An 8,936-nucleotide genomic window follows, 5' to 3' on the forward strand; every position below is an offset into this window, starting at 1 on the left:
GCTGATAGCTGATGGCTAATAGCTGTTTGCGCAGCATTCCGGAGGAAATGCTTACCTTTAACCTCTTCCTTCCTTTAAAAGGAACGCCTCCAATTAAAGAACTTCTCCAACATATTTTGCTGCCATAAATTCTTGGCATATTTCTGCTTTTTCAACAATAAACCAGCCTTACTATTTACCTCAGATAAAGTCGGATAAATATGAATTCCAGTCAAAGCAGAAACAGGCAACTTATTCGACATTGCCAAAACAATTTCATGGATTAATTCACCAGCAGAAATACCAACTAAATGTGCTCCTAAAATTTCTCCATTCCCCCTAGTAATAATCTTACCAAATCCATTTGTCGCTGCCTCAGCTTGAGCGCGGTCTACACCAGAAAAAGGCTGTTTTAATATACAAACATCATCTCCATAACGTTCTCTTGCCTGCTGTTCTGTTAACCCTACCCTTGCCAATTCTGGGTCAGTAAAAGTTGCCCAAGGAATAACCCGATAATTAGCCTTACTAATAGGAAAAAATAACGCATTTGTTAAAGCAACAACCGCTTCATAACCAGCCACATGAGTAAACTGATAACCACCAATTACATCACCACAAGCATAAATTTTAGAATTAGTAGTTTGCAGCTTTTCATTAACAATAATTCCTTGCTTTCCTACCTCAACACCAGCAGCATCTAAATTCAAAGATTCTACATTTGGCAACCTACCACCAGCAACTAAAATTTCATCAACTATAATATTTTTTCCACCTGCCGTAATTTGCTTTTTTCCATCCACAACTTCTACTTTTTCCGCTCTAACTTCCTTCAAAATATTAATACCTTCCGACTCAAATTGTTCCTGTACAACTAGAGCAGCTTCCGGTTCTTCCTTCGGTAAAATATGATTTCTACTAGAAATAATAGTTACATTACTACCAAGGCGAGAAAAAGCTTGACCCAATTCACAACCTATCGGACCAGCACCAATTATTGCCAAAGAATTTGGTCTTTCTTGTAGAGAAAATACCTTTTCATTTGTTAGAAAACCAGCAGATTTTAATCCCTCCACAGATGGAATTGCAGGTCTAGAACCCGTAGCAACAACAAAAGCTCTAGCAGTTAATTTTTTACCATCAACTTCAAAAGTTTTGCGGTCTATAAACTTACCTTCTCCAAAGATAACTTCAACACCTAAACCTCTAAATCTTTCTGGTGAATCATGTGGTTGAATATTAGATATTACTTGTTGAACATGACCAGTTGCTTTAGCAAATTCAATTTCTGGAGGTTGAGTATAAATGCCAAAATTAGAAGCATTTTTTACTTGATAAGCAACACGAGAAGCATGAATTAAAGACTTACTAGGAACACAACCAAACCACAAACAATCACCACCAAGACGGTCGCGTTCTACTAATGCTACTTTAGCTTTAAGTTGAGCAGCAGCAGAAGCTACAACTAAACCACCAGAACCACCGCCAATAATCACAATATCATATTCAACTGCCATAATTTTACCTCAATATAAAAATAGGAAATGAAAATAAGGAAGGAGGAAGAAGGAAGAAGGAAGAAGGGAAAATTTGCTTATGGATAGATTTTGAAGAGCTACTTCATATTTTAGTATTATAACTCCAAAAAATTTTAAGCACCCCTATTAACTGTCTTACAGGAGTAGATTTTTAACAAAGAGGTAAGTAATCACTTTTATTCAGTATAAAAATTCCACAAAAATGTACTTTATTTATACAATAAATTGCTCAAAACTTCTCCCTCTCACCATACTCCCCAAGCTCTTTTACATCAAAGGTAAAAAAATTACTTTTCTAAGCTATTGACAGTGGAGTATTAAACCTGTAGCAGAAAAGATAATTCAGAGTCAAATTATCTACTAAAAGCAGATTAATAAATAGCTTTCATGTAAGCATTCAGCTATTAGCTTTTGAACTTATGCAAGCAATAACTGAGGTGAGGTTATAGCCAATTTTATTAATTAATTTTAATGCTCCTTGGTAGATAATTCCTCTCTAGTTATGATAATGAGTTAATAACAAATAGCTTACTGCTGACTGCTGAATGTTTACGCTTTCATACCAAAAAAAATACGATATTTAGTAGTATTAATTAGTTGGGAATATCCCAGAAAAGCAACTCCGCATCTTCAAACTCTTTCAAATCTCAAATCCAATAATTATTTATTTAACCCTCAAAATATTAGTCAGGTATGAGAAACTACTGAAGATTAATTAAGAATCGATAAAATCAACAAACTATTAGACATCTGGTAAAATCAAAAATAAAACCAATTATTATCCATAAATTATCAATTATTTCTCCCTGTGCCCTATTCTCTGTTCCCTAATTCCTTCTTTATTTAGAGATTTATCTTAAATAAACCCTCTCAATTTTACCGAATAATTAAGGTTTAAAGCCTCTCCTTTAAATGAGAAACAAGAAAAAAATTTCCTTTGAATCAATCCTATCCATTTTAAAGAAGAGGTAAATATTAATTATTAATTATTAATTGTTGAAACTTGTTCTACAGTGGGTGTTGAAGTTGTTTCATCTGTAGAATTACCGAAGAATTTTTGACTAATCCAATAGGTTAAAATATGAGATAATAAGCCAAAAGGTCCGGCAAATAAACAAAGAATTATTGAGTGGACAGTCCAAATACCTGTACGCTGGCCTTCCCAATAAATCCAACGACCGACAAATAAATCCATGACAAGAAAATGAATCCATCCTGTTGCTGCTGCTGATTCTTCTCCAAAGAATTTAGCAATATCTGGCAAGGTAGGATTGGATAAAGCAGCGGCAGATTCAGGGGTAATACTACTAATAAGTAGGTAAAGATAAAGGACAGCTAATAATACAAACGGAATAAAAGATTCCATGATTTTGCGAGTAACTTTCCAGTTAGGCAAAAATATTATTAATGCCCAAAATGGTAATACAAATAAGTTAGCACCGTTAAAAATTAGATCGATTGTCATTGTTAGTTATTGACTCCAGTCATTTCAGTTATCAGTTAATAGTTATCCGTTATCAGTACCTCTGTAATAAGGAGGCTTAAAATAAGGAATATGCTTTTTTCTCTTAGTCAAGTTAGATATGGCCAGGATTCCTCGCCATCTCACCCTACGGGAAGCTCCGAAGAAAGAACTCCGTTCCGCTGTCGCGATCGACCGCTGTCTTGGTTGATTGGATATGGCGAGGAGACCGCTCTTATCAGAGCCGCTCCGCTGTTAGCGCAGCTTTGCGATAGCAAACGCAATCCCTCAACCGCTTTTTATCCCCTTAAAAAGTGAGGCTTTTGACCACAATTTTTCGGTAAAAATAAGAAAATGTTAAAAGAACTTTTAAACAAATGTTATGCTATTTCGCCAAAAATGTCTCTAGGGGCGATCGCTATAACTATCATTATTAGTATCTATAATTTGCCTGGAATTGCAATCAAGTTAAGGAATGGAGAATTTTATACCGATAATCATACAAGTGCCCGACAGAATATATTTGCTAAAATAGACAATATGGACATAAGTATGAAATTAGTTTCTGCTAATAATAGATTTGCCTTTCAACTATTTTCAGAAATTCAAAAATCACAATCAAAGAAAAATATTTTTATCTCTCCGAGCAGTATAGCGATCGCTCTATCAATGACCTACAATGGTGCCGAGGGAAAAACGAGAGATGCTATGGCTAAAGCGTTAAATTTTCAGGGAATGAGTTTAGAAGAAGTTAATCAGGCCAACAAAGAATTAGGGATTTTATTAAATAGTTTAAATCCAGACATTAAATTAGATATTGCTAACTCAATCTGGACGAAAAAAGGGATGTCTTTTGAACCAAAATTTCTGCAAAAAAATCAAATTTTTTATCAGAGTAAGGTAAGTGAAATAGACTTCAAGCATCCTAGAAGTCCTGAAATTATCAATAATTGGGTCAACGATATTACTAAAGGTAAAATTGATAAAATCATCGAAAAACTCGAACCTAATACAGTGATGGTGTTGTTAAATGCTATTTACTTTCAAGGCAATTGGGAGCAGAAATTTTCAGAAGATTCCACAAAAGAACAACCTTTTTATCTGCCGAATGGAACAAAAAAGCAACATCCAATAATGTTTCAATCATCTAGATATTTATATTATGAAGATGAGGAGTTTCAGGCAGTGAGTTTACCCTATGGAGAAGGACGAGTAAGTATGTATATATTCCTTCCCAAAGAAAAAGTAGGATTAGACAAATTTTATCAAATTTTAAATGAGAAAAACTGGGAAAATTGGATGGTGGAATTTGACTATTGTAAGGTGAATCTAGGCTTGCCAAAATTTAAAACAGAATATGAAATCACCCTCAATGATGCATTAAAATCTTTAGGAATGGAGATAGCTTTTAACAAAAATAATGCTGATTTTTCTGGGATGCGTCCTATTCCACCAGAGTTATATATAGATGAAATTAAGCATAAAACATTTGTGGAAGTTAATGAAGCAGGAACAGAAGCGGGAGCAGCAACCAGTATAACTATGAGAGCAAGAAGCGCAGAAAGACCTGTTGATATGTTAGTCGATCGCCCTTTCTTTTTGACAATTAGAGATGATGATTCTGGAACTATTCTATTTATGGGAGAAATTACAAATCCAGAAAATTAGGTGCATCTCAATGCCTGAATAAAGCCAAAAAATTGTCGCTTTTAGGGAACAGGGAACAGGGAACAGAGAATATATAGAAGCCATTTGGTATCTTTGACTGTGTAAAATTGATGTAGTCAAAAAATATATCCAAATTGATAGAATTCTGTTACGTTTGCGCGATAGAACTCCGTTCCACTAAGCGATAACTACGTTTAGCTACGCGAACGCACTTCCACTCACTAATTCTCTTTTCATTTTATAAAGCACCTACGCAGAGCGAATTACTTACCTCAAAAATACACGAAAATTTCTCCACAAGCAACCACCCTATATTTCTTATATATCAAGACTTTTAACAAATGGTCAAGGAAAGCCCGTTTGCACTCAAATTATCTCCATTTTTCCCCCTAAATAGCTCATTTGAACTTTTTTGGGAAAATTGAGTTTAAATTCCAAATATATTTGACAATATTTTATAAGCTTAATTTATACAAATGTTTTTTTAACCAATTATTAAACCTTAAAAAGCTGACAGATAAAGCTTTTCAGAAGAGAAAACAGGAAGTATATTTTCTATAGAATCCATTCTTTATGTGTCAAACTGCTTTAATATAGCATTGTAAGCATTCAGCGCTTCAGCGCTTCAGCGCTTCAGCTATTGCTTTTAGTGAGCGATCAAAGCAATATTTAATTAGGCCTTGCTTATGGAAGTCTTTTTGCTCAGGCCAGGGAGTAGGGAGTAGCTAAAACTCAAGATTTGGAGGGAGTTGTAGAGGAGGTAGTCGGAAAAATTATCTCTTGCCTACTCTGCCCGACTATAGGCCAAAATACTCACTTTTTTCCCCCGCTCGGGGGAAAATCAAGTACTTTTTCACGTTCTAAAAAGGCACTTACCTTTATCCATAAAGACTTTTATATTAGCTCGCTAAACCCTAATTAAGCTAGAAAAATCTGGCTAAAAGTCAGCTCCAAGGTCTATTCATATAAACCTCGTCCTTAAGCACAAGGTCTTATTGCTGATAGCTGATGGCTAATAGCTGAATGCTTACATAGCATTTACCGAATAATTAACTAATTAATAATTAAATAATTCGCGCCTTGAAGCCTCCCCTTTTAAGGGGAAAAAAGCGGTCTCCGGATGGCTAGGAAACCTGCGCTGTCCGACCATCGACCAAGAGAAGAAATAATATTTCCTTATATTCAATTCCGTAGCGGTTAAAACCCGAGGTAATTATCAATTATCAATTATCAATTATCAATTATCCATTATCCATTATCCATTAATGAACCAACTTTTGTTTATGATAATTGGCGTTCGCGGAGCGTGTAGTTAGCCGTATTGCTACTTAGCATAACCTTAGCAGGAAATGTAGGTGTTTCTAAAGAGCTGATAACGCAGTTCCTCTGTAAGAGGCTAGCTGACTGCTGTTTGCGGAGCATTCCGTAGGAAATGCTGAATCCTACCCAAAATCGGAGATATAGACATGGTTGAAAAATTAGTTTCTGCCAATAACAAATTTGCCTTTCAACTATTTTCAGAAATTCATAAATCCCAGCAAAATGAAAATATTTTTATCTCGCCCAGTAGTATAGCGATCGCTCTATCAATGGCCTATAACGGCGCTCGGGGAGAAACTCAAGAAGCTATGGCTAAAACTTTAAACTTTCAGGGCATGAGCTTAGAGGAAATTAATCAAGCAAATCAAGAATTAGGAATTTTATTAGATAGTTTAAATTCAGATATTAAGTTAAATATTTCTAACTCAATCTGGACTAAAATCGGAATACCTTTTGAGCAAAACTTTCTACAAATAAATCAAGAAGTTTATCAGAGTAAAGTCAGAGAAATTGACTTTGAAAATCCGAAAACTCCAGAAATTATCAATAATTGGATCGAAGACAATACCAAAGGCAAAATCGATAAAATAATTGAAAAACTAGATCGTGATTCAGTTATGGTATTGTTAAATGCTATTTATTTTCAAGGAAACTGGCAAGAAGAATTTGATAATGCTTCTACCGTAGACCAGCCTTTTTATCTATCTAATGGAATAGAAAAACAACATCCAATGATGTTGGAATTATCTCAATATTCATATTACGAAAATCAAACTTTTCAAGCCATTAGTTTACCTTACGGAGAAGGTCGGGTTAGTATGTATGTATTTCTCCCCAAAGAAGAAATAGGATTAGAAAAGTTCTATCAAACTTTAAATGAAGAAAATTGGAAAAATTGGATGTTAGAGTTTAAATCTCAAGCAGTAACATTAAGTTTACCCAAATTTAAAAATGAATATGAAGTTACCCTCAATGACATATTAAAAATTTTGGGAATGGAAATAGCTTTTGATAGAAGTACAGCAGATTTTTCAGGAATGCGTTCTATTCCACCAGAGTTATATATTGATAAAATTAAACATAAAACATTTGTGGAAGTTAATGAAAAAGGAACAGAAGCAGCAGCAGCTACTAGTATAGTTCTGCCAGTAGCACTTTCTATGGAGACAGGAAGTTTAAATATGTTTGTTAATCGTCTCTTCTTCTTTGCAATTAGAGATAATAATTCTGGCACTATAGCAATATGATTTGAGTTGTGAGATATTGGAAATTTTTAGGGAATAGGGAACAGGGAACAGGGAACAGAGAAGAGGAAAAAAACGTATCATATGAATATAATAATCGCTATATTCTATACTTTTAAGGAACACCTCAATTCTCACAACTCATTCCTGATTGCTATATTTTGTTTATGGGATAAATTACAAATCCAGAAATGTGATTAAAATGGAAAAGGGAATATAAAACAAAAGCAAGAATATTTGGTATCTATTCCGAATTATCCCACAGAAATTATCAATTATTTCCCCTCCTGGGAGGGGCTAGGGGTGGGTTCCCTACTCCCTCTTTTCTGGAGATGTCTATTGTTAGCACTTGACTCTAGTGAGGTAAAATAATGTTCAAAGAATTTGTCAAGAAATTTTCTGGTATTTCTGCAAAAATGTCTCTAGGAGCAATTATTTTAATTGTAATTCTCGGAGTCTATAACTTACCTGGCAGTACAATAATTTTCAGAAATCGGAAACTTAATACTGATAAATATACAAATCATAACCAGCATAAATTAGCCCAAACGGCAGATAAAAATACCATGATGAAATTAGTTAATGCCAATAATAAATTTGGTTTTCAACTATTTTCAGAAATTCAGAAATCCCAATCAGACGAAAATGTTTTTATTTCGCCAATAAGTATAGCGATCGCTCTATCAATGACCTACAATGGCGCTGCAGGAAAAACTCAAGAAGCTATGGCTAAAACTTTAAACTTTGAGGGTATGAGTTTAGAGGAAATTAATCAAGCAAATCAGGATTTAGGAATTTTATTAAATAGTTTAAATCCCGAGATTAAATTAAATATTGCTAACTCAATCTGGGCTAGAAAGGGAAGTTCTTTTTCTCCAAATTTTATCCAAAAAAATCAAGATTTTTATCAGAGTGAAGTAAGGGAAATTGACTTTAAAGATCCTGAAAGTCTGAAAATTATCAATAATTGGGTAAAAGATAAAACTGAAGGAAAAATTGAGAAAATTATTCAAAAAACCAAACGTAATTTAGTAGTCCTGTTGTTAAATGCTATTTATTTTAAAGCTGATTGGGAGCAACCATTTTCAGAGGATTCTACTAAGGAGATGCCTTTTTATTTAGCTAATGGATCTCAAAAACAACATCCAATTATGTTTCAATTATCAGAACACTTATACTATGAAGACCAAGATTTTAGAGCAGTCAGTTTGCCTTATAAAAAAGGTCGTGTCAGTATGTATATATTTCTCCCCAGGGAAAAAGTCGGTTTAGAGGGATTTTATCAAGCTTTAAATCAAAAAAACTGGGAAAATTGGATGGAACAGTTTTTCGCAGAGAGAATTAATTTAGGCTTGCCAAAATTTAAAATAGAATATGAAGTTACTCTCAATGATGTGCTGAAATCTTTAGGAATGGAGATAGCTTTTAACAGTGGTGCTGATTTTTCTAAAATGCTGTCTAATTCATCAGGGTTATATATAGATGAAGTGAAACATAAAACATTTGTTGAAGTTAATGAAAAAGGAACAGAAGCAGCAGCTGTTACTAGCGTGGCAGGAGTTAGAAGTTTACCTCCTGAAATGTTGGTTAATCGTCCCTTCTTTTTTGCTATTAGAGATAATAATTCTGGCACTATTTTGTTTATGGGAGAAATTACAAATCCAAAAAATTAAGAGTAAGTCTGATATAGCGGTCTTAAATTATTTCTGACAAAAAAATTAGCAA

The 8,936-nt window shown here is 34.0% G+C and carries 5 protein-coding genes; 3 read left to right on the forward strand and 2 right to left on the reverse strand.

Annotated elements, in window-relative coordinates:
* Nucleotides 1-74: 74 nt before the first annotated feature.
* Nucleotides 75-1,496, reverse strand: a complete 1,422-nt coding sequence (locus tag AC3DU7_RS17465; RefSeq protein WP_488040591.1) for a dihydrolipoyl dehydrogenase family protein — start codon at nt 1,494-1,496, stop codon at nt 75-77.
* A gap of 1,003 nt (nt 1,497-2,499) precedes the next feature.
* Nucleotides 2,500-2,982, reverse strand: a complete 483-nt coding sequence (locus AC3DU7_RS17470) for an ABA4-like family protein (RefSeq protein WP_488040592.1) — start codon at nt 2,980-2,982, stop codon at nt 2,500-2,502.
* A gap of 351 nt (nt 2,983-3,333) precedes the next feature.
* Between AC3DU7_RS17470 and AC3DU7_RS17475 the strand changes: the two genes are divergently transcribed.
* The 3 genes from AC3DU7_RS17475 (at nt 3,334) to AC3DU7_RS17485 (ending at nt 8,884) form a co-directional block, all read left to right on the forward strand.
* Nucleotides 3,334-4,647 carry a serpin family protein gene (locus tag AC3DU7_RS17475; protein WP_488040593.1) on the forward strand — a complete coding sequence of 438 codons (1,314 nt, stop codon included), beginning with the start codon at nt 3,334-3,336 and terminating at the stop codon, nt 4,645-4,647.
* Nucleotides 4,648-6,113: 1,466 nt separating this feature from the next.
* Nucleotides 6,114-7,214: a serpin family protein gene (locus AC3DU7_RS17480; RefSeq protein ID WP_488040594.1), complete on the forward strand. Its 1,101-nt coding sequence runs from the start codon at nt 6,114-6,116 to the stop codon at nt 7,212-7,214.
* 368 nt (nt 7,215-7,582) lie between these two features.
* Nucleotides 7,583-8,884, forward strand: coding sequence for a serpin family protein (locus AC3DU7_RS17485; RefSeq protein WP_488040595.1), 1,302 nt, complete (start codon nt 7,583-7,585; stop codon nt 8,882-8,884).
* Nucleotides 8,885-8,936: the final 52 nt, after the last annotated feature.

The sequence above is a fragment of the Okeania sp. genome, from assembly GCF_983059655.1.